This is a genomic window from Hyphomicrobium sp. DY-1, assembly GCF_047497105.1.
Classification (GTDB): Bacteria; Pseudomonadota; Alphaproteobacteria; order Rhizobiales; family Hyphomicrobiaceae; genus Hyphomicrobium_B.
The window spans coordinates 2106932-2128804 of sequence record NZ_CP134870.1; the positions used below are offsets into that span (position 1 = coordinate 2106932).

Consider the following 21873-nt stretch of genomic DNA (forward strand, 5'->3'; position numbering starts at 1 on the left):
ACCCATGGGGAACCCGCTCCGCGACGTTGGTCGTTGCGGGATTCTAGGCGACTCGCTCAGAAGCGCGAAGGATCAGCTTTTTGTCGGGCCGCCGGCTTTGCGGCTGCGGAACAGCAGGCTGAAAACCAATCCGGCGATGAAGCCCACGGGTACCGAAACCAGCGTGATGGCCGCCGGTTGCAGTCCGCCCCAGTTGGCGATGGTCGTGACATGGGCGACGAGCGCGGCGCGCGCGGCAGCTTGAGCTTCCGGTGTCGTCGCTGCAGCAAGTGCGGCTTGCAACTCTGCGAAACGGTCGGCGGCTTCGGGCATGGCGTTCGACAGGCTGCCGCTCAGGCCGAACAGTTCCACCGGCCAGAGGTGGACGCCGAGAAGGTAGATGCCGGTGATGGCAATGCCGACGAACATCGCGGCGATGGCGCCGACCTTGTTCATGTGCCGCCAATGCAAGCCTAAAACGAGTGCGGGGAAGAGCCCTGCGGCCAGGATCGCAAATCCTTCAGCGGCGAGCAGGCCCGTGCTCATCGCCGTATAAAGTGCGCCGAGCGCACCTGCGACAAGCATTGTGCCGCCGACTGTCACGGCTCGGAAATCGAGGTTTACGACCTCGTTGGCGTCGCGGTTCGCGCGGATTTCGCCATCCGCGACGACGATGCCGGAGATGAGCGCGTTGCCCATAAGGATCGAGGCCAGCACGGCGCCGATCAGCAGCGGGTATTGCAGCCAAGGATCGAGGCCCGAGATCTTCGGTGCGGCGACGACGAAACCGTCCGTCGTAAACGCGAGGTCTTGCAGCCGGACGAAGCCGCGCTGGCCTGAGGCCTTCTGGCAGGCCGCCGTCAGTTCGGTTGGCGCTTCGGAATTGCGATCGCAGACCTTCACCCAGCCGAGCGCGCTGGCCTCCGCCAGCGATTGCGGAATGGCGGCAATCTCGATGCCTTTCGACATCGCCTGTTCGAAGCCGAGGCGGCTATAGACGGCGAGCGGCGGCAAGCTCGCGATGATGATGGCAACCGCGAAAAGTGCAGCGGCGGTGCGCTTTACGGCAGAGCCTGGTGCAACGGAGGATTGCGAGACGTGGCGGCCGAGAAGATGCGGCGCGACGACAATGCCGAACGCGACTGCCAGTAGCAGGCCGGCGAAGTTTTTCATCGACAGCTGCAGGAATGGCGACGCCATCGGCTTCAGCGATTGGAAGTCCGAGAGGCGATTGATGATCAGTTTCTGGCTGATGCTCGCATGACTTTGCAGTGCTGCCCCGAGTGTTAGATGGGGTATGGCCGACCCGTCGGCGTAAAGCGCAAGGCCAATTAGCGTTGCGAGCAAGCCGCCGCAGATGATGATAAAGCCGATGCCGTTGATCTTCTTGCCGGGCAGCAGAGAGCTGGCCAACCAGATGGTTGTGATCGCGAGGGTAAGAACGGGGATCGCCTGCGGCAGCGGCAGGTTCGACAAGCTTTGAAAGGCCAGCGATCCGGCGCGGATATCGGCTGCCAGCAAAAGCACGCAGCCGACGAAGGCAATCAGGAATGCGAGACGGCGCACGACATTGCTGCCGTAGCGGATGGCGAAAAAGCCGCTGATCGATTGTACCGGATAGAGCACGAAGCGCGGCGCGACGAGAATGGCGAGAAGCGCGATGCCGGCGACCATACCAAGAGGCAGCGCCAAGCCGTCATATCCCATGGCCGCGATATAACCGGTGAAGCCCAACAGCGCGACCGCGCCGACGCATTCACCGGCAAAGACGAGCGCCGGACCGATGCCTTCGCGCGCCGACGTGCCGCCCGCGCGCCAAGCGTAAAATGCGACGAGTGTAACGAGCCCGATGATGGCGCCCTGGGCTGCGATCCAGAAGCCGAGCGGGAAGCCGGCGAAGTGGAAGAGATTGAGCGTCAGCGCGCACAGCGGCAGAGCCACAGCCAAGATCAGCCATAGCATCAAGCTTGCGAGCAAAAGGCGGCCCGACGGCCGGCTGGCGCCTGCGATATCCCCCAAACTCATTCTGAAAACCTCTTCCCATCCCCGCTTAGCATCGAACGCGCGCTATTGGCGTCAGAAAGGCGTTCCGATCAAGGCGGGGAACATTACCGATGAGAGCTTCTGAACTAAGATCAGAAAAATGCCGGTGGCGGCGGAATGGCGGGCCAGAACGAACGTTGTTTCGCTCGTTCGAATGCCTGAATTGAATTGGGGCGGCTCGACTGGCGAACCACCCCAATAGTTTCGTCCCTAGACTTGGACCTTTATTCGTTTTTATCCCTGCGACCGGTCCCAACCATCGCTGAGTGGGCGCACCATGTACCATTGTGTCTTCTGCGTCAAGTCACCGCGCGACATAAATAATTTCGATTTTGTGACTGCCTAATCGATGGTCAATTTTGTTGCCTCGGAGGGGTGCACCGCGCTCGGTTATTGCTCGATTATGGCGAATTGGCGGGAGGAAATGCGTGCCGCAGCAGCAGGCGGGTTTCGCCTGCCCTCAGAGCGTGGAAATCGCCATCGTGAGGTGCCGTCGAGCCTGTGCAACTTATGCCGCACCTGGCTTCCTGGGACGCCAAGAGTGTCTGACTGACCGGTATTCAGAGCCGTTTAACGCCCCGCACGCCAGGACGTGCTAAACTTGGTTTCGATCGGCCAGCAACTGGCCAGGAAATGGATTGAACGCTGTGGCATCGGCTAAACGCATTTTATTGATCATCGGCGGCGGTATCGCGGCCTACAAATGCCTAGAACTGATCCGCCGGCTCAAGGAGCGCGGCCACAGCGTCCGGGCGGTGATGACCAAGGCCGCGCATCACTTCGTGACGCCGCTATCGGTTGGAGCGCTGACGAATGAGCGCGTACTAACGAATCTCTTCGATCTCGACGAGGAGCGCGAGATCGGCCACATCCGGCTGGCGCGCGATAGTGACGTGATCGTCGTCGCGCCCGCGACAGCGGATCTGATGGCGCGGATGGCAGGCGGGCATGCGGATGACCTCGCGACGGCGGTGCTACTGGCAACCGACAGGCCGGTGCTGGTCGCGCCAGCGATGAACCCGGCGATGTGGCTCAATCCGGCGACGCGACGAAACGTGGCGCAACTCAAAGAAGACGGCATTCGCTTCGTCGGACCGGCTGTTGGCGAGATGGCGGAGCGCGGTGAAGCTGGCCCTGGCCGTCTCGTCGAGGTTCCGCAGCTCATTGAAGCGATTGAGAGTGTGCTGGAACTGAACACGGATGCCGTTGGTCCGCTCGCAGGGCGGCATGTCGTTATTACAAGCGGGCCGACGCACGAGCCTATCGATCCGATCCGCTATCTGGCGAACCGGTCATCCGGCAAGCAGGGTTTTGAACTCGCGGCGGCCGCGCGCGAACTTGGCGCCCGCGTAACGCTGATTACCGGGCCCGTGTCCTTGCCTGAGCCGCGCGATGTCACGGTCGTGCGGGTCAAGACGGCTGATGAAATGCTTGCGGCGGTGCGCGCGGCGCTTCCCGCCGATATCGCCGTGTTTGCGGCAGCCGTTGCCGATTGGCGTGTCGACCGGCCGCAAACGGAAAAGATCAAAAAGGCCGAAGGCAAAAGCGCGCCGATGCTGACGCTGTCGGAAAACCCCGACATTCTGAAAACGATTGCTCAATCCGGTCAGATGCGGCCATCGCTCGTCATTGGCTTTGCGGCCGAGACGCAGGACGTGCTGGCGTACGGGCAAAAGAAACTGAAGACAAAGCGCGCGGACTGGATCGTTGCGAATGATGTTTCGCCGTCGTCCGGCGTGATGGGAGGAGAGAACAATACTGTGCACGTGATAACGGCGAGCGGCGTCGAGAGTTGGCCGGAGATGAGCAAAGCCAAGGTGGCGCGAAAGCTCATGGAGCGTGCGGCCGGAGAGCTTCACAGCAAGCGGACGGCTGCAGAATGAAAGTGAAAATCAAGCGGCTGCCGCACGCCGACGGTCTTCCGCTTCCCGATTATCAAACACCCGACGCGGCCGGTTTCGATCTTGTGGCGGCGGTCGCTCCCGATACGACAGTGACGATCCTGCCGGGCGCCCGCGTGCTCATTCCGACGGGGTTAATCTTCGAGATTCCGAAGAAGATGGAAGCTCAGGTGAGACCGCGCTCCGGTCTTGCCATCAAGCATGGCGTGACGGTTCTCAATAGTCCCGGTACGATCGACGCCGACTATCGCGGCGAAGTCGCAGTCATTTTGATCAATCTCGGCAAAGAGCCGTTCGTCGTGACTAGGGGCGAGCGCATCGCGCAAATGGTTATCGCGCCCGTTGCCCGCGTAAAATTGCGCGAGGTCAAAAAACTTTCGAAGACGAAAAGAGGCGCCGGCGGTTTCGGCTCGACGGGCGTAGGTGAGGCGACATCCCAACCGAAGTCCCGCAAGGAGAAATCCGTTTCCGGCGAGGGGGAGGCGGCGCAAACAAAATCCGGCTCTCAAAAGCGGGGACACTCGTCGTAAGCACAAAAAATGCAATGCTTATCGACGCCTACGGCTGTGCATCGCCTCTTGAGAGCGGTGCTCGAACCTGCGAGAAACGACCCTACATTCAGATGTATCTGGTGCAGACACGCGCCAACGCAACCCGAGACTTCTCAAACCGAGACAGGCCATGACAGAGACGCTTGAGATCAAGACACTGGACGCCACAAAGAGCTGGGGGCGCGGCCGCGTCTATGACAGCATCACCGAGACCATCGGTCATACGCCGCTCGTGCGCCTTTCGAAAATCCAAGAGGCTGCGAAGCTCAAGGCAGACATTCTGCTGAAGCTCGAATTTTTCAATCCGCTGTCGTCGGTCAAGGATCGTATCGGCGTGGCGATGATCGACGTGCTCGAAGCGGAAGGCCGCATCAAGCCGGGTAAGACCGTTCTGATCGAGCCGACGTCGGGCAACACGGGTATTGGTCTTGCGTTCGTTGCAGCGGCGCGCGGATATCGCCTCATCCTCGTCATGCCAGAGACGATGTCGATCGAGCGCAGAAAAATTCTGGCACATCTCGGTGCCGAGCTTGAATTGACGCCTGGACCGGGCGGCATGCCGGCGGCGGTCACGCGCGCGGAAGAGCTTGCGAAGACGCTGCCGGACGCTGTCATTCCGGGTCAATTCGATAATCCGGCGAATCCGCTCGTTCACGAAAAGACGACGGCGGAAGAAATCTATAACGACACCAACGGCAAGGTCGACGCGCTCGTGGTTGGCGTCGGCACAGGCGGCACGCTGACCGGTGTCGGCCGGGCGCTGAAGAAGCGCATTCCAGGCCTCAAGGTCATTGCCGTCGAGCCGTCGACGAGTGCGATACTGTCGGGGCAGCCGCGCGGTCCGCACAAGATCCAGGGCATCGGCGCCGGTTTCATTCCGAGCATTCTCGATAAAGGCCTGATTGACGAAGTTGTGACGGTTTCGAGCGAGACGGCATTCGATGTGTCGCGCATGGTCGCGAAGGTGGAAGGCATTCCGGGCGGCATCTCGACGGGTGCCAACGTTGCCGCCGCGATCACGGTTGCCGAGCGGCCGGAATTCGCAGGCAAAACGATCGTGACATTCGCGCCGTCGTCGGCGGAGCGGTATTATTCCAGCGAGCTGTTCGTCGATCCGCAGCCGCGGAGCTAAACGCGCAAGAGGTTCTTATGGCGACACTCACGTCCGAAGAGGTGCAGCGTTACAAGCGTCACCTTGTGCTGCGTGATGTCGGTGCGCCTGGGCAGCAGAAGCTGAAGGGCGCGCGTGTACTCGTAGTTGGTGCCGGCGGACTTGGTTCGCCGGTCGTCACCTATCTTGCGGCGGCGGGAGTCGGCACCATCGGCATCGTCGACGACGACACCGTTTCGATCGACAACCTGCAGCGTCAGATCGCGCATCGCACCGATGACGCCGGGCGACTGAAAGTCGAGAGCGCACGCGATACGATGCTGCGTCTTAATCCACTCATCACGGTCGAGACGCATGCGGAGCGCATCAATGCCGATAATGCGATTGCGCTGATTTCCAACTACGACATCGTTGCTGACGGCTCGGACAACTTCGCGACACGCTACCTCGTGGCGGACGCGTGTTATTTTGCCAAGCGGCCGCTCGTCTATGCGACGCTCGGGTCGTTCGACGGTTATGTCTCGACGTTCAAGCCGTATGAGCGGAACGCCGAGGGCGAGCCTTATCCGACACTGCGCTGTCTCTTTCCAGAGGCACCGCCGCAAGGGCTTGTCGCCAACTGCGAAGAAGTGGGCGTACTCGGGCCGGTTGCCGGCGTCGTCGGCACGCTGCAGGCGACGGAAGTGGTGAAGGAAATTCTTGGTCTCGGTGAAAGTCTGGCAGGGCGACTGCTGATCTATGACGCGCTCGCGGCGCGCTTCGAGGTCGTCACCATCGCCTGGGATCCGGACAATCCTCTGTCAGGCAAGCAGCCGACGATTGTCGATCTGTCTTCGCACCGGGCGTCGCAGAATTCGGCCTGCGCAGCCGAGTGACCCCGTCTCTATGCTGACCACTGTCGCGCGCAATCAAGGGACGTCTTTTCCTATCGTTTGCGTACCCGGCGTGGCTCGCGATAAAAGAACCGGCGTCAATTGCGAGGTCGCCGCGTGTTGCCTCTTCTGCAGAATCTTCTCTTCCTGATCATAGAACTGCTCAGGGTGCCGTTCGATCTTGTCGTCGGCACGAAGCGGCGGATCTATGAGGTTTCGCGCTTTGTGGATGCGCCGAAGACAGTGGCGTGGAACGTCGTCTCGGCGCACAAGATCAAGCTCGAAGGGCCGCCGCCGATGGAGCTCGATACCGAGCCCGATCCAGCGCGTCCGGGCGTGTTTACGGGAACCTGTCAGTACAACGACAAGCGGCTCAAATTCGCTTACCAGATCCTGGCGGAGACACCGGGCGAAGCGATGACGTTGCGTCTGCTGGCGGATGAATGCGATCCGATCTACCAGGTCGGCGACGATTACATCGGCGCTGTCGCCGTTGCGGGCGACGACCGGCAATCGGTCATCACGGAATGTTGCGAGCTGACGCACACCAGGATTTCGACGCGGCTGTTAATGCCGCTGACGGTCTTGCGCAGTCTCTACAGCCTGAAGCGAACTGCGGAGGCTCGCGCGGGACGGCGCGGGCGCAATTTTGGCGATCAACTGACGAGCGCGGTTATTACCGGGGCGCTGACGTTTGCGAGCTTCTCAGCGCTTTTCGATATGTCGACCGCCGTGATTTTGCTGCTCGTGGTGTTGCTGCATGAGCTTGGGCATGTGCTGGCCATGCGCTGGGTCGGCATTCCCGTGCGCGGAATTTATTTCATTCCGTTTTTCGGTGGTGTGGCGGTCGGCGAGGGTTTCGGCAAAAGCGAAGCGGTGCGCGGTTTCGTGGCGCTGATGGGACCGGCGGGCAGCATGCTGACGACGGGGATTTTCTTCTGGCTGTCGTTGCAGAACGACGATCCGTTTCTTGCAGACCTGGTGTTGTTGAGTGCGGTGGTGAACGGCTTGAACCTGCTGCCAATCCTGCCGCTCGACGGCGGCCGGATATTGCAGGCGTTGACGTCGCGCCTGTCGCCGCGCGGGGCACGTGCCATTCATGGCGCACTGCTGCTCGTCGGTGTCGGACTTGCCGCCTGGTTCGGCGACTACCTTTTGATGGCGCTCATTCTGCTGATTGCGCCCGGCGTTTTGTCGAAGCAGACGTATGCGCTCAACCAGGTGATGCCACTGACACGCCGGGAGATGGCGTGGCTCGTCTGCGGCTACGGCGCGACATTACTTTTTTACATCGGTGTGGCGGAGCGCATCTGGAATACGCCGCTCGTCGCGGGCGGTTCTTGAAGCCGCCCGCGAGACAGGGATTGCGTCAGAGCATCGCCGGATGGACGCGGTCGGGCGGTGCGTGGCCGTCGGAGTAGGCCTTGATATTGATGATGACCTTCTCGCCCATGTCGATGCGGCCCTCGATCGTTGCCGAACTCATATGCGGAAGCGCGACGACGCGGTTCGATGCGAGCAGACGCGGATTGACGGCCGGTTCATGCTCGAACACGTCGAGACCGGCGCCTGCGATGGCGCCCGATTCGAGCAGGCGGACCAGCTCGTTCTCGTCCACGACTTCGCCGCGCGCGGTGTTCACGAGATAAGCCGATGGTTTCATCAACTTCAGACGGCGCGCCGAAAGCAGATGGTACGTCGCAGGCGTGTGCGGGCAATTGATCGAGATGATGTCCATTCGTGTCAGCATCTGATCGAGGCTTTCCCAGTAGGTGGCCTCAAGTTCTTCCTCGACCTCTTCCATGACACGGCGGCGGTTGTGATAGTGGATCTGCAAGCCGAACGCCTTGGCGCGGCGGGCGACCGCCTGACCAATGCGGCCCATGCCGATGATGCCGAGGCGCTTGCCATAAATGCGGTGTCCGAGCATCCAGGTCGGCGACCAGCCCGTCCATGTCGTTGCGGGATCGCGCATGTAGGCAGCGCCTTCCGCGAGACGGCGGGGAACCGTGAGGATCAGGGCCATCGTCATGTCGGCCGTGTCTTCGGTCAGCACGCCCGGGGTGTTCGTAACCAGGATGCCCCGGTTGCGCGCGGTGTCGAGATCGACATTGTCGACGCCGGTGCCGAAGTTTGCGATCAGGCGCAATTTTGGTCCGGCCTGGGTCAGAACCGAGCGGTCGATGCGGTCGGTGACGGTCGGGACGAGAACGTCGGCGGTTTTTACAGCTTCGACGAGTTGAGCATGGCTCATCGGCTTGTCGTCGACATTCAAGCGCGTATCGAACAATTCACACATCCGTGTCTCGACGACATCGGGGAGTTTTCGCGTAACAACGACAACAGGTTTCTTGGGGGACGTCGGCATTCGTTTCCCATTGCTTGAAAAATGCGGCTTTGGACGAGATGACTCGGCCGCTTGAGAAAGTGCGGCCCCGTGTCTATCAGATGGCCTTTGCTAAGACAAAGTCCTGAAATCAAATAGCAGACGCCCCACTGCCGGGCATGCATCGATCCATGCTCGAACGCGGGGGCTACGAGCTATTCCAAATGACTGAATTCGCCATCACAAATCCGACGCGCGGAAGAATTTTGCTTGCGGTCTCGTGGGTTAGGTTCGTCGTTGCGGCCATATCCGTGGCGATTGCGGCAATGTCGGCCGTCGTACCGGCAAAGGCCGATGATTCGCCGCCTGTGACCGGCAGCGGCCTGCCGGTTCCGCGTTTCGTCAGTTTGAAATCGGATCGCGTAAACCTCAGGAACGGCCCAGGGACGGACTATCCCACTGGCTGGGTCTATCGCCGGGCCGGGCTGCCGGTCGAAGTGATCAAGGAATTCGAGACGTGGCGCGAGGTTCGTGATTCGGACGGCGTCACGGGCTGGGTGCTGCAGTCGCTGCTGTCGGGTCGGAGAACCGGGCTCGTGCTGCCTTGGGAGCGAAAATCCGGATCGTCGCCGCTCGTGCCGATCATGGCCAGCGACAGCTCACGGTCGGGCGTCGTCGCCAAGGTGGAAGCCGGCGTGATCGCCGATCTGCATTCCTGCGACGGCCGCTGGTGCCGCGTGACCGTCGATCAGTACAGCGGCTACATAGAGCAAAAGAAGCTCTGGGGCGTCTACGAGGGCGAGACCTTCAAATAAAGGACGCGCTGATGCAAAAGCCCAAGCTCCGCCAGCGCGGTTGGGCTTTGCAGGCTATTCGTCGCAGTTAGATTTTCGCGAGGCGCACGACGACGTCGACGTGCGTGATCTTCATGCCTTCCGGCGGTTCGGGCAGGCCTTCGACCGAAATCGCGTCGCCGGGAATATCCATCAGCTCGCCATTGGGTTCGAGCAGGAAGTGATTGTGATTGGAGATGTTGGTGTCGAAGTAGGCTTTCGAGCCTTCGATCGCCAACTCGCGCAGTAGACCCGCGCGCTTGAACTGATGCAGGGTATTATACACGGTCGCGAGCGAGACATGCTCTCCGAGACCTGCAACCTCGGCATGAAGCTGTTCTGCCGTCACGTGGCGGTCACCGCCTTCGAACAGCAAACGGCCGAGCGTCATGCGCTGGCGCGTTGGCCGCAGACCCGCCTTTCGGAGGAGGTCGGAGGTGTTTGCCGGCATCCCGGTTTCCATATCGAGCGGAGATTTCTCGGACATTTCCGTTTGCAGAACCGTGTTGGCGTCACCACGTTCGATCGCAAGAATCGCCCGTGATGCAACGTGCTTCGAAGATCTGAGTATAGTCACTTGCCGGAAAACCCGCAACTTGCGGTCAAAACGGCTTTGAGGCGGGGATTTGGCCTGTTACACGCACCGGCTGGTCATGCTAGGCGCTCGGCCAAGCGTGTGTTAGGACCCGCTGATCTTGAACGGCCGGAGCATATTGTGCACTTACACGACACTATCGGCCATGAAACGAGGGGATACATGGCAGAACGCCGTTCTAGCTACGAATTCGATGATCTGCTCGCTTGCGGCCGTGGGGAGCTGTTCGGGCCGGGAAATGCCCAATTGCCGCTGCCGCCAATGCTGATGGTCGACCGGATCGCGTCGATTTCGGAGACGGGCGGCGCACATGGCAAGGGCCAGATCGTTGCCGAACTCAAAGTCGCCGGAAACGAGCGTCTGGACTGGTTATTTGCCTGCCACTTCAAGGGCGATCCGGTCATGCCGGGCTGTCTCGGCCTCGATGCACTGTGGCAATTGACCGGATTTTTTCTGGGCTGGCTCGGACTTACGGGGCAGGGCCGGGCATCGGGCGTCGGCGAGGTGAAGTTCACGCGAGAAGTGACGCCGGACGTGAAGCAGCTTGAATATATCATAGACATCAAGCGGGTTATTGCTCGAAAGCTGAAGCTCGCCGAGGCTGATGGGGTCCTGAAAGCCGACGGCGAAGTGATATACACAGCCAAGGACCTGAGGGTCCTACTCAAGTCGAGCGAAGGCCCTTAAGCGTGGGCCTAGGGCCCGGTTGCCAGGGTGGGCGGCAGCAGGAACCGCAGGAGTGAAGGAGCGCATGCGGCGCGTAGTTGTGACTGGGATGGGTGTTGTGTCCTCGATTGGGAACAACACCCAGGAAGTTCTTGCTTCGCTGAGAGAGGCGAAGTCCGGCATTTCTCGCGCCGAGAAATACGCTGAGCTTGGCTTCAAGTGTCAGGTCCATGGCGCGCCCCATATCGACTGGGAAAGCATGGTGCCGCGCAAGCCGAAGCGTTTCATGGGCGCGGGCGTCGGCTGGAACTGGATTGCGATGGATCAGGCCATTCGCGATGCGGGCCTTGAGCCGTCGGATGTGGTGAATGAGCGCACGGGCGTCATTCTGGGCTCGGGCGGACCTTCTACGAAGGCCATCGTCGAGGCGGCGGAGACGACGCTCCGGACCGGCAGTCCGAAGAAGATCGGCCCGTTCGAGGTGCCCAAAGGCATGTGCTCGGGGCCGTCGGCCGCGCTTGCGACCGCCTTCCAGATCAAGGGCGTTAACTATTCGATCGCGTCGGCGTGCGCGACAAGCTCGCACTGCATCGGCAATGCTGCCGAAATGATCCAGTGGGGCAAGCAGGACATCATGTTCGCAGGCGGCTGCGAGGAACTCGATTGGACGCTGTCGGACCTGTTCGACGCCATGGGTGCGATGTCGACCGGCTTCAACGCCACGCCGGAGCGGGCCAGCCGGCCGTTCGACAAGAACAGGGACGGCTTCGTGATCGCGGGCGGCGCAGGCGTCGTCGTGCTTGAAGAGCTCGAACGAGCCAAGGCTCGCGGAGCCAAGATTTACGGCGAACTCAAGGGCTACGCCGCAACATCCGACGGCTATGACATGGTCGCACCGTCCGGCGAAGGTGCGGAGCGCTGCATGCGTTTGGCCATGAAAGGGTTCGACGGTAAGGGCTTGCCCACGATCGATTATATTAATCCGCACGGAACCGGCACACCGGTCGGCGACGCCAAGGAAATCGACGCCATCCGGGCCGTCTTCGGCGATAAAATCCCGCCGATCTCGGCTACCAAGTCGTTAACGGGGCACTCGCTCGGCGCTATTGGTGTGCAAGAGGCGATTTTCTCACTGCTGATGATGAACAATGGCTTCATCGCCGAAAGTGCAAATATCGACGAGCTTGACCCGGCGTTCGCTGATGTGCCAATCGCTCGCAGTCGTATCGACAACGCCAGCCTTAACTGTGTGATGTCGAACAGCTTCGGTTTTGGCGGCACCAATGCCACTCTCATTTTCTGCCGGCATGATGCCTGATTAACCGATGCTTTCCTGGTCGCCGCTAGGACTGCTCAGCGGCGAACGGTTGAGAGCGATGAGAGTATATAAGCGTGGTTCAGGCTGGTTTGACGTACGCGGGCGTACCTTTGGTGACAAAACGAGGCTTCCTATGACCGACATCGATATCGCTAAGCCCGGCCCCATCATGGCCGGCAAGCGTGGCCTCATCATGGGTGTTGCCAACGACCGTTCGATCGCGTGGGGCATCGCCCGTGTCCTTCACGGTCAAGGCGCCGAGCTGGCATTCACCTATCAAGGTGGTGCATTCGGCCGCCGCGCTGTGCCGCTGGCGCAGTCGATCGGCTCGAAGATCATTGAGGAATGCAACGTTCTCGATCTCGAAAGCGTCGATCGCGTTTTCAATCGCATCAAGGACGAGTGGGGCAGCATCGACTTCGTCGTGCATGCGCTGGCCTATTCCGATCCTAAAGAGCTTGCCGGCCGCTACGCCGACACGACGCGCGAAAACTTCATCAACTCGATGGTGATCTCGTGCTTCTCGTTCACTGAGATCGCGAAACGCGCGTCGGCGCTGATGCCGAACGGGGGCTCGCTCATTACGCTGTCCTATGGCGGTGCGACGCGCTGGGTGCCGTCCTACAACGTCATGGGTGTTGCGAAGGCCGCGCTTGAGGCTTCGGTGCGCTATCTCGCAGCCGATCTTGGACCGCAGGGCGTTCGCGTCAATGCGCTCTCGGCCGGTCCGATGCGCACGCTCTCGGGCGCTGGCGTTTCGGATGCGCGCGTGATCTTCAATTTCCAGCGCGATAACTCGCCGTTGCAGCGTACGCCGACGCTCGATGAAGTGGCGGGGTCGGCGCTTTATTTGCTGTCGCCGCTGTCGGGCGCAGTGACGGGCGAAGTTCACTTCGTCGATTGCGGCTATAACACCGTGTCGATGCCGTCGCTGCAGAGCCTGAAAGAGCAGGACGCGGAAGCCAAGCCCGCCAGCGCATCGCCGTCGGCTGCGGCGGAGTAAAATCAGGCCTGTCTGGCGTCGGGCGATCGTCTAGCCCGGTTGACGTCCACAATTCGCCGTCGCAAACACTCCGGCCATGATCGGGGTGTTTGATTCAGGGCTGGGTGGACTGACGGTGCTTCGCGCGCTTGTTGCGCGTTTCGACACGGTCGATTTCGTCTATCTCGCCGATCACGCCCACGTCCCCTATGGCAATCAGGCGTCTGAAGCCATCGTCGGCTATACGCGCGACTGTGTCGAAGAGCTGTTTGCGCGCGGCGCCAAGCTCGCGCTTCTGGGCTGCAACACGGCGACGGCGGTGGCGCTTCGGCGATTGCAGCAGGAGTGGCTGCCGGGTAGTCGCTGGGCCGGCGGACACAATGTGCTCGGCATCGTCGCGCCAACAGTCGAAGGCGCAACGCAGACGCCGTGGGCGGTGACGTCGCCGCAATATCCACAGAAGTACAACACCGACACGATTGCCGTTTTCGGCACGACGCGGACGATCACGTCGGGCGTCTATCCGGAAGAGATCCGCAAGCGCTGTCCGAAGGTCACGGTCGTGCAGCAGATCTGCTCGGAGCTTGCGGGCGCCATCGAGCAGAAGCGGCCGGAAGCGGAGCTTGATGCGCTCGTTCGCGAGGGCGTCGAGGCGATGCTTGCTAGCAACGGCAACATGCCGCCACATCGCGCCATTCTCGGCTGCACGCATTTTCCGCTCGTTGAGCATCTGTTCCGGAAATACCTGCCGCCGTTTACGCGCATTCTTTCTCAGCCCGAGGTCGTGACCGACAGTTTCGAGGATTACTTGGCGCGGCGGTCGAATTACCTCAGCGGCAATGAACGGGGAAAGCTCACGCTGTTGACAACAGGCGACCCTCAGGACGTCAGCGAGAAAGCCCGGGTTTTCTGGCCCGACGTCCCTGCCTTCGCCAAGGCCTGAAGCGTCCGTGCAACGCTGCGACATTTTCGCTGGTTATTTGTCATTGATCCGTTGGCGGAAGAGTTCCCCGCTGGTAGACGTCATGGTGTCTACAACTCCGGCGGGGTGCCGAAGGCATAGGGGAGAGGGATAGGCCCGATGACAACAAAGTTTTCGTTCGCTGCCATGGTGATCGCTGCGGGGCTGATGTTTGCAAGCGGACCAAGCATTGCGAATACGAGCGTCGCCGTCGGCAGCCTGAAGACCGTGGCTGCTGCTCAGGGGACTACAGTTCAAAAAGTGGGCTACTGGAATCGCTGCCGATGGGGCATCGGCGGCTATCACAAGTGGGTGCCGGGCGTCGGACGCGTGCAATGCACGGCGCGCAAATGCTGGCGCAATAGCTGGGGTATTCGCCGCTGCCGCTGGTATTGATCCGGCGCAGTTGTCATCCCGGACGAGGTGTCACGAGCGGGAGCTCGATACAGCGGGGAAGAGGCTTCTCCTACGAGTTCTAGGCCCGCAAGCGGCGTCACCAGGATGGCCGTTTGAGAGATCAGGCGGGGTAAAAAAAGCCGCCGGACTGCGGGTTCCGGCGGCTTTCGTCATTTCAGCAGTCAGGCGAGGGCTCAGCCGCGCTCACGGCGCGGACCGCGACCGCCACGGCCACCTTCGCGGCGCGGCGGACGGCTCTCGAAGACTTCTTCCGGCTCGCCTTCAGCGCGCGGGATTTCCTGGCCGGTCGCCTGATCGACGACCTTCATCGACAGACGCGTCTTGCCGCGATCGTCGAAGCCCAGAAGCTTCACGTAGACTTCCTGGCCTTCCTTCACGACTTCGCCGACCGTCTCTGGACGGCCCTGCGCGAGCTGCGAGATGTGGACCAGGCCGTCCTTCGCGCCGAAGAAGTTCACGAACGCGCCGAACTCCATGACCTTCACGACCTTGCCCTTGTAGATGTGGCCGACCTCGGGCTCCGACGTGATGCCGCGAATGCGGTCGAGGGCTTTCTCGATCGATTCACGGTTGGCGGAAGCGATCTTCACGGTGCCATCGTCTTCGATGTCGATCTTAGCGCCGGATTCCGCGACGATTTCACGGATGACCGAACCGCCCGAGCCGATGACTTCGCGGATCTTGTCAACCGGGATCTTGATCGTCTCGATGCGCGGGGCGAACTCACCGAGTTCGGAACGCGCACCCGTGATCGCCTTCGACATTTCGCCGAGGATGTGGATACGGCCTTCATGCGCCTGCTCGAGAGCGACGCGCATAATTTCCTCAGTGATGCCGGTGATCTTGATGTCCATCTGCAGCGACGTAACACCCTTGTCGGTGCCGGCCACCTTGAAGTCCATGTCGCCGAGGTGATCTTCGTCGCCAAGGATGTCGGAGAGGACGACGAAGTCATCGCCTTCCTTGATCAGGCCCATCGCGATACCAGCCACCGGAGACTTCAGCGGCACGCCGGCGTCCATCAGAGCGAGAGATGAACCGCAGACCGTCGCCATCGACGAGGAGCCGTTCGATTCGGTGATTTCGGACACAACGCGGAGCGTATAGGGGAACTCTTCCTGGCTCGGCAGCATGGGATGGATGGCGCGCCATGCGAGCTTGCCGTGGCCGATTTCGCGGCGGCCAGGAGAACCCATGCGGCCGACTTCGCCGACCGAGTATGGCGGGAAGTTATAGTGCAGCAGGAAGCGCTCTTTCTTCGTGCCTTCGAGGCTGTCGATGAATTGCTCGTCTTCCCCGGTGCCGAGGGTTGCGACGACCAGCGCCTGCGTCTCACCGCGCGTGAAGAGCGCCGAACCGTGCGTGCGCGGCAGAACGTGGACTTCCGAGAGTATCGGTCGAACCGTCTTCAGATCGCGGCCGTCGATGCGCCGCTTCGTCTTCAGGACGTCACCACGCATGATGTCCATTTCGAGCGACTTGAACGCGTCGCCGAGAAGGACTTTCTCGTTCGGGTCGTCTGCCGGAATGGCGATGCCTTCGGTGATCGCCTTCTTGGCTTCCGAAACGAGGTCCTGACGCTTGCCCTTTTCCTTGGTGGAGAAGGCTTCCTTCAGCTTCGCTTCGGCAATCTTCTTGACGTCGGCAGCGTATTTCGCCTTGTCGGCGATCTTGATGTCCCACGGCTCTTTCGCGGCTTTTTCTGCCAGCTTGATAATCGCCTGGATCACGGGCTGCATGTGCTTGTGGCCGAACATGACGGCTTCGAGCATCTGGGATTCCGGAAGTTCTTTGGCTTCCGATTCAACCATCATCACGGCGTCGGTCGTGCCAGCGACGACGAGGTCGAGAGCGGTTTCCGCCATCTCGTCGATCATCGGATTGAGCACGAATTCACCGCCGATCAGGCCGACGCGGGCAGCGCCGATCGGACCAAGGAACGGCAGGCCAGAGAGCGTCAGCGCCGCGGACGCTGCAACCATGCCCAAAATGTCGGGATCGTTTTCGAGATCGTGCGACATGACCGTCACGACGACCTGGGTTTCGTTCTTGAAACCATCAACAAAGAGCGGACGGATCGGACGGTCGATCAGGCGCGAGACGAGCGTTTCCTTTTCGCTCGGGCGGCCTTCGCGCTTGAAATAGCCGCCGGGGATCTTGCCGGCTGCGTACGTGCGTTCCTGATAGTTCACGGTCAGGGGGAAGAAATCGATGCCGGGCTTGGCGGAGCGGGCGCCGACGACGGTTGCGAGCACCGTGGTGTCGCCATATTGCGCCATGACGGCGGCGTCCGCCTGGCGGGCATAATGGCCAGTTTCAAGCTTCAGCTTGCGGCCACCCCAGTCGATTTCGACGCGATGGATGTCAAACATGTTTGATCTTTCGTTTTCGCTTTTTCTGTTCGGTCGGTCAGCTCAAACGGCCTCATGCCGGTAGAGCGCGTATCGCGCCGGCACCGATCGCGGCGCCGACGTTCTTCTTGTTCAGTAGATCGCGTGACTGGCCATCGGGGCCCGTCCTGTCTTGGACGCTCTTGCGAGCGCGCAATTAGCGGCGGATGCCGTTTTTCTCGATGATCTTCTGATAGCGGGCGTTGTCCTTGGCCTTGACGTAGTCAAGGAGCTGGCGGCGCTGGCTGACCATCTTGAGCAGGCCACGGCGCGAATGGTTGTCTTTCTTGTGCGCCTTGAAGTGCTCGGTCAACTCGTTGATGCGATGCGTCAGGACGGCGATCTGGACTTCTGGCGAGCCGGTGTCGTTGGCCTTCGTGGCGTTGTCCTTGATGATAGCCGTCTTGGCCTCACGGCGGTGAGGTGCGATCTGCGACATCGAATGCTCCTTTCGAAATTGGGAGTTTGAGATGAGCGGCCACGGCCGGGATGTCGTCCAGCGGGGTCGCAAACGAAAGCCGCGCGGGAACGAGGCCCGCGCGGGTGCGCTACTTATACACGAACCTCAGCCAAAGGCGAGGCGGATTTCGTGGGAAATTTCGTGATTTTCTTCAATGAATTAACGAAAATTAGCCGAGATTGAAGACGCGCGTCGGGTGCAGCGCGCCCTTGGCAAGCTCGCCGAGCGCGATTAGGCGACCCTTCGAGGTCGCGTAGGCGGGGCCGGTCATGATCGGCGCGTCACGGCCGCGAATGATTACCGTTTGGCCGCGCGCCAGCGTGGCGGCGTCGCTTTGGGAGACGAGCAACTCGGGGAGATCGGCGAGGGCCGCCTCAACGGGCAGCAGCAACTTGGCGATCTCTCCCGGATCTTCCGACTGCGCGGCCGCGAGGAGCGTGTCCATGCTGATGGCGCGAGCTTCGTCGAAGGGGCCGACTTCGGTACGCCGGAGCGCGATGACGTGGCCATAGCAGCCCATCAGCCGGCCGAGATCGCGGGCCAGTGCGCGGACGTAGGTGCCCTTGCCGCAGCGGGCTTCGAATACGCTTGTCGCGTCATCCGGCATGTCGACAAGCTTCAGGCTCTCGATCACGACGGGGCGCGGTTCAAGGACGACCGTTTCGCCGTCGCGTGCCAGATCGTAGGCGCGATTGCCGTCGATCTTGATCGCCGAATAGGCGGGTGGCACCTGCATGATCTCGCCGTGAAAGCGCGGCAGCAGAGCTTCGATCTCCGAGCGCTCGGGTCGCTTGTCGCTCGTTTTTGAGACGGCGCCTTCGGTGTCGTCCGTCTCGGTCTCAGCACCCCAACGCACGGCGAAGCGATAGGCTTTTTCGCCATCGACCGCGAACGATACGGTCTTCGTCGCTTCGCCGAGCGCGATCGGGAGGATGCCTGTTGCGAGCGGATCGAGCGTGCCGGAATGTCCGGCCTTTTGCGCGTTGAAGGCGCGGCGAACCGCACCAACAGCCTGCGTCGAGGTCATGTTGATCGGCTTGTCGAGAATGAGCCAGCCGTGAACGGCGTTGCCTTTTTTGCGTCGTGCCATGTTCGTTATTTCTTGATGTCGCGCTGAACGCGCTCGCTATCGAGAAGACGGTCAATGCGGGTCGCTTCTTCGAAGGTTTCGTCCTCGCGAAAGCGAAGGTCGGGCGCATAACGCAGGTTCAGCGTGTGCGCGACTTCGGCGCGGATGTATTTCTTGTTCCGCGTGAGGGCTTCGATGACGGGTTTCACATCGTTGCCGCCAAGCGGCATGACGTAGACCGTTGCGAGCTTCAGGTCCGGCGAGAGACGCACTTCCGGAATGGTGATGACGTGGGAAGCCAGCACGTCGTCGTGGATTTCTCCGCGAGACAGCAGTTCGGAAAGTTTGTGACGGATCAGTTCGCCAACGCGCAACATGCGTTGCGACGGGCCTTTGGCGCCCGATGGGGCTGGTTTCTTTGCCATTTGTTATCCGCCGCGGGATGGGACCGCGCGCGGCCTCTTGATAGAAATAGGTTACTGGGTCGAGGGAGTAGCGGATCGTCTCACATCCGCGCAAGCCCGCGCGATGAATATTCGCGCGGGATCGCTTGGTTTAAATGCTTAGAGCGATCGAGCAATCGTCTCGACCTGGAAGCACTCGATCTGGTCGCCTTCACGGATGTCCTGGTAGTTGGCGAAAGACATGCCGCATTCCTGACCTGAGACAACTTCTTTGACGTCATCCTTGAAGCGCTTGAGGATCGCAAGCGTGCCTTCGTGAATAACGACGTTGTCGCGGAGCAGACGGACCTTGGCGCCGCGTTCGACCTTGCCTTCGGTAACAATACAACCGGCAACTTTGCCTGACTTCGAAATATTGAAGACCTGCTTGATCGTGGCGTAGCCGAGGAAGATCTCGCGCCGGGTCGGAGCCAGAAGACCCGACATCGCCGCTTTCACTTCGTCTACGAGATCGTAGATGATGTTGTAATAGCGGATTTCGACGCCCGCGGTGTCGGCAGCCTGTTTCGCCTGCGCGTTGGCGCGGACGTTGAAGCCGATGACGACGGCCTTGGCGGCAGCTGCCAGCGCGATATCAGACTCGGTGATGCCACCGACGCCCGAGTGCACGAGACGGGCTTCGACTTCGTCGTTGCCAACCTTTTTCAGCGCACCAGCGATGGCTTCGACAGAACCCTGCACGTCGCCTTTGACGACGAGCGGGAATTCTTTGCGGCCAGCATCCTTGAGCTGCTGCATCATTTGCTCAAGCGTGCTCTTGGTGCCAGCAGAGCCAAGCGTCTCGCGGCGTTTGCGGACGCGGTAATCCGTCAGCTCACGTGCGCGGGCTTCGTTTTCCACGACCGCAAACTGATCGCCAGCTTCCGGTGCAGAGTCAAAGCCCAGGACCTCGGCGGGAACCGAGGGACCAGCCGCCTGGATGTTGGCGCCGTGATCGTTGAGGAGTGCACGGACGCGACCCCAGGCCGTACCGGCGACGATGATATCGCCGACGTGCAGCGTACCGCGCTGAACAAGGACGGTGCCGACCGGACCACGGCCGCGCTCGAGCTTGGCTTCGATGACGACGCCATCGGCCGTGCGGTTCGGGTTGGCCTTGAGGTCGAGAATTTCGGCCTGAAGGCGGATCGCTTCGAGCAGCTTATCGAGGTTGGTGTGCTTCAGCGCCGAGACCGGCACTTCGAGCGTTTCACCGCCCATGCTTTCGACCACGATCTCGTAGGACAAAAGCTCGGTGCGGACGCGGTTAGGATCGGCCTGCGGCTTGTCGATCTTGTTGATGGCAACAATGATCGGCACGTTCGCAGCCTTGGCGTGATTGATGGCTTCAACCGTTTGCGGCATGACGCCGTCGTCAGCTGCAACGACCAACACGACGATATCTGTCACCTTGGCACCGCGTGCACGCATGGCGGTGAACGCTTCGTGGCCTGGCGTATCGATGAACGTGATCTTGTCGCCGTCGGGCGCAGTCACCTGGTAGGCGCCGATATGCTGGGTGATGCCACCAGCTTCGCCCGAGACGACGTTGGCCTGCCGGATGGCGTCGAGCAAAGACGTTTTGCCGTGGTCGACGTGACCCATGATCGTGACAACCGGCGCGCGCGATTCGAGCGAGGAATCGTCAACGTCTTTCTCGCCGACGAAACCGATTTCGACGTCCGATTCAGAAACGCGCTTCGATGTGTGGCCGAATTCCTGGACGATCAGCTCAGCCGTGTCGGCGTCGAGCACGTCGGTGATCTTATGCATCGCGCCTTGCTGCATCAGGTATTTGATGAGGTCGACGGCGCGCTCGGCCATACGGTTGGAGAGTTCCTGAATCGTGATGGCTTCAGGAATGACGACCTCGCGGGCGATCTTTTCGCGCGTCTGCTGAATGCCCATGGCTTTCAGCTTTTCTTTCTCGCGCTTGCGCTTCAAGGATGCGAGCGAGCGGACCTGAGCTTCACGATCGAAGTTCGTGATCGTCAGCTTCTGGCGCTGGCGGCCATCATCGTTGGTTTTGACGGCCGGGCGCGGAACCTTGACGCCGCCGGGGCCGCGCTTGCGAGCATCATCCTCTTCGACCTGCTCGCGAACGACCGGGGGACGCACCGGGCGGGACGGCTTTTCAATCGTCGTCGCATCGGCCGGTCCTGCGGACGCGCCACGGCGGGCCGGGATCGGCAGCTCGATCTCGCGCGGGCGACCGGCTTCACGCGGCATGAATGCAGTGTTGCCCGACGGACGTGGACCGCGGTTGAATTGCGGACGGCCGCCATCGCCGCGCGGCGCATGACCGGCGTCGCGACCGCCATCACGGCGGCCTTCATGGCGTCCTTCGTGGCGCGGCTCACGCTGCGGGGCGTTTCCACGTCCGGCAGGCGGCGGTGTCGGAGCAGACGAAGGCTGAGCGGATGCCGGAGCCGAGGCCTGCGGCGCTGCTTGCTCGGGCGGTTGCGCAGCGGGAGCAGCGCTTGCGGCAACTGCAGGCTCCGTTGCCGTCGGCTGCGGCCGTTCTTCAGCGCGCGGCTGCGGCTCGGGCGGTCGAGCGACAGGCTCGAAGCGAACCGGTTCGACTTCCGGCGCACGGTTCGTATCCTCGGCGCGGGCTGCAGCAAGCGCGCGTTCGCGAGCGGCGCGTTCCTCATTCGAAAGGACGCGGCCAGCGGAACGGTCGCCAGACGATTGGCTCGGCGGTGCCGGGGGCACGCGATGCGGTGCCTGCGATTTCTCGATCGTTACGGCGCTCGGAGCAGGGGGCGCAGCGCCCTCTCCCTCGGATCCCAATCGCCTGGTCTTCTTTTTCTCGACCACAACGGACTTGGATCGCCCGTGGCTGAAGTTCTGCCGCACGTGGCCAGACTCGACCGTTCGCTGCAGCGATAGCGGCTTTCGCGCTCCGACCCGGATGGTCTTATCGGTCTGGTCGTTCGAATCCGTCATGCGTTGT

At 61.3% G+C, this 21873-nt stretch carries 19 protein-coding genes; 11 read left to right on the forward strand and 8 right to left on the reverse strand.

The features are described from left to right. Positions 1-72: 72 nt before the first annotated feature. The gene (locus RLW41_RS10085; RefSeq protein WP_414464424.1) at positions 73-2004 is read right to left on the reverse strand and encodes a sodium/substrate symporter small subunit; all 1932 of its coding nucleotides are present in this window, start codon (positions 2002-2004) and stop codon (positions 73-75) included. 665 nt (positions 2005-2669) lie between these two features. Here RLW41_RS10085 and coaBC point away from each other — a divergent pair. The 5 genes from coaBC to RLW41_RS10110 all read left to right on the forward strand — a co-directional run bounded on the left by coaBC (position 2670) and on the right by RLW41_RS10110 (position 7801). Next, positions 2670-3905, forward strand: coding sequence for a bifunctional phosphopantothenoylcysteine decarboxylase/phosphopantothenate--cysteine ligase CoaBC (coaBC, locus tag RLW41_RS10090; protein WP_414464425.1), 1236 nt, complete (start codon positions 2670-2672; stop codon positions 3903-3905). Beyond that, complete coding sequence (dut, locus tag RLW41_RS10095) at positions 3902-4453, forward strand: dUTP diphosphatase (protein WP_414464426.1); 552 nt, start codon at positions 3902-3904, stop codon at positions 4451-4453. The genes coaBC and dut overlap by 4 nt, the downstream gene beginning before the upstream one ends. 151 nt (positions 4454-4604) lie before the next feature. Further along, entirely contained in the window at positions 4605-5606 is a 1002-nt protein-coding gene (cysK, locus tag RLW41_RS10100; RefSeq protein ID WP_013950346.1) for a cysteine synthase A, read from the forward strand. A 17-nt stretch (positions 5607-5623) separates the two neighbouring features. Continuing rightward, entirely contained in the window at positions 5624-6460 is an 837-nt protein-coding gene (locus tag RLW41_RS10105; protein ID WP_414464427.1) for a HesA/MoeB/ThiF family protein, read from the forward strand. Positions 6461-6574: 114 nt separating this feature from the next. Beyond that, a complete protein-coding gene (locus RLW41_RS10110) occupies positions 6575-7801 on the forward strand; it encodes a metalloprotease (protein ID WP_414464428.1) in 1227 nt (408 codons plus the stop codon). A 25-nt stretch (positions 7802-7826) separates the two neighbouring features. Here RLW41_RS10110 and RLW41_RS10115 read toward each other — a convergent pair whose 3' ends face one another. Beyond that, positions 7827-8825 (reverse strand): 2-hydroxyacid dehydrogenase, encoded by a 999-nt coding sequence (locus tag RLW41_RS10115; RefSeq protein ID WP_414464429.1) that lies wholly within the window; start codon positions 8823-8825, stop codon positions 7827-7829. Between the two features lie 182 nt (positions 8826-9007). Here RLW41_RS10115 and RLW41_RS10120 point away from each other — a divergent pair, with 182 nt between their 5' ends. Then, the gene (locus RLW41_RS10120) at positions 9008-9598 is read left to right on the forward strand and encodes an SH3 domain-containing protein (protein WP_409561646.1); all 591 of its coding nucleotides are present in this window, start codon (positions 9008-9010) and stop codon (positions 9596-9598) included. Positions 9599-9665: 67 nt separating this feature from the next. Here the strand turns inward: RLW41_RS10120 and irrA are convergent, their stop codons facing one another. Next, positions 9666-10067, reverse strand: a complete 402-nt coding sequence (gene irrA / locus RLW41_RS10125; RefSeq protein WP_414464430.1) for an iron response transcriptional regulator IrrA — start codon at positions 10065-10067, stop codon at positions 9666-9668. Between the two features lie 306 nt (positions 10068-10373). Here irrA and fabA point away from each other — a divergent pair, with 306 nt between their 5' ends. The 5 genes from fabA (at position 10374) to RLW41_RS10150 (ending at position 14534) form a co-directional block, all read left to right on the forward strand. Beyond that, on the forward strand, positions 10374-10898 hold the full coding sequence (gene fabA / locus RLW41_RS10130; protein WP_013950352.1) for a bifunctional 3-hydroxydecanoyl-ACP dehydratase/trans-2-decenoyl-ACP isomerase: 525 nt from the start codon (positions 10374-10376) through the stop codon (positions 10896-10898). A 64-nt stretch (positions 10899-10962) separates the two neighbouring features. Beyond that, positions 10963-12195: a beta-ketoacyl-ACP synthase I gene (gene fabB / locus RLW41_RS10135; RefSeq protein ID WP_013950353.1), complete on the forward strand. Its 1233-nt coding sequence runs from the start codon at positions 10963-10965 to the stop codon at positions 12193-12195. Positions 12196-12328: 133 nt separating this feature from the next. Further along, the gene (gene fabI / locus RLW41_RS10140; RefSeq protein ID WP_409561649.1) at positions 12329-13198 is read left to right on the forward strand and encodes an enoyl-ACP reductase FabI; all 870 of its coding nucleotides are present in this window, start codon (positions 12329-12331) and stop codon (positions 13196-13198) included. Between the two features lie 76 nt (positions 13199-13274). After that, positions 13275-14120, forward strand: a complete 846-nt coding sequence (locus RLW41_RS10145; protein WP_409561650.1) for a glutamate racemase — start codon at positions 13275-13277, stop codon at positions 14118-14120. A gap of 138 nt (positions 14121-14258) precedes the next feature. Continuing rightward, positions 14259-14534 carry a hypothetical protein gene (locus tag RLW41_RS10150; protein ID WP_409561651.1) on the forward strand — a complete coding sequence of 92 codons (276 nt, stop codon included), beginning with the start codon at positions 14259-14261 and terminating at the stop codon, positions 14532-14534. Positions 14535-14728: 194 nt separating this feature from the next. Here RLW41_RS10150 and pnp read toward each other — a convergent pair whose 3' ends face one another. The 5 genes from pnp to infB form a co-directional block, all read right to left on the reverse strand. Then, positions 14729-16927: a polyribonucleotide nucleotidyltransferase gene (gene pnp / locus RLW41_RS10155; RefSeq protein ID WP_414464431.1), complete on the reverse strand. Its 2199-nt coding sequence runs from the start codon at positions 16925-16927 to the stop codon at positions 14729-14731. A gap of 175 nt (positions 16928-17102) precedes the next feature. Then, positions 17103-17456, reverse strand: a complete 354-nt coding sequence (gene rpsO / locus RLW41_RS10160; RefSeq protein ID WP_409561653.1) for a 30S ribosomal protein S15 — start codon at positions 17454-17456, stop codon at positions 17103-17105. Between the two features lie 118 nt (positions 17457-17574). Beyond that, entirely contained in the window at positions 17575-18495 is a 921-nt protein-coding gene (gene truB / locus RLW41_RS10165) for a tRNA pseudouridine(55) synthase TruB (protein ID WP_414464432.1), read from the reverse strand. A 5-nt stretch (positions 18496-18500) separates the two neighbouring features. Then, complete coding sequence (rbfA, locus tag RLW41_RS10170) at positions 18501-18899, reverse strand: 30S ribosome-binding factor RbfA (RefSeq protein ID WP_013950361.1); 399 nt, start codon at positions 18897-18899, stop codon at positions 18501-18503. Positions 18900-19037: 138 nt separating this feature from the next. Further along, entirely contained in the window at positions 19038-21866 is a 2829-nt protein-coding gene (gene infB / locus RLW41_RS10175; RefSeq protein ID WP_414464433.1) for a translation initiation factor IF-2, read from the reverse strand. Positions 21867-21873 lie beyond the last annotated feature (7 nt).